We start from the raw sequence: 363 nt of genomic DNA on the forward strand, positions 1-363 counted from the left end.
TCTGCTAATGTAGAAGGGGGTTTTCTTTTGGCTGCTTTAAGCTAGATAATTATTAATCCAATGACTGTAAGTTTTTTCTTTCATAAGTCTCAACATTAGCTATTATTCGTGTATGTATATCCGGCTTAAGAATCTTATATCCTAATGAAGTAATAGCTTTATGGAGTTTTTCTAAAAAACTAATGCTCTATTCAACTTATTTAAAGTGATGTATTTCAATAAGTTATAATATATATAAAATAAAAATGGATATTAGCTTGACCCCCTACTAAAAGCGCGTATAATGCCACCCAGTCGAAAGGGAAGGGCGTTTACAAAGTGTTTTGATACTGAATAAACACCCATTAGCGAGAGAGTTTCATT

It is taken from the genome of Psychrobacter sp. (assembly GCF_036731945.1).
GTDB lineage: Bacteria > Pseudomonadota > Gammaproteobacteria > Pseudomonadales > Moraxellaceae > Psychrobacter.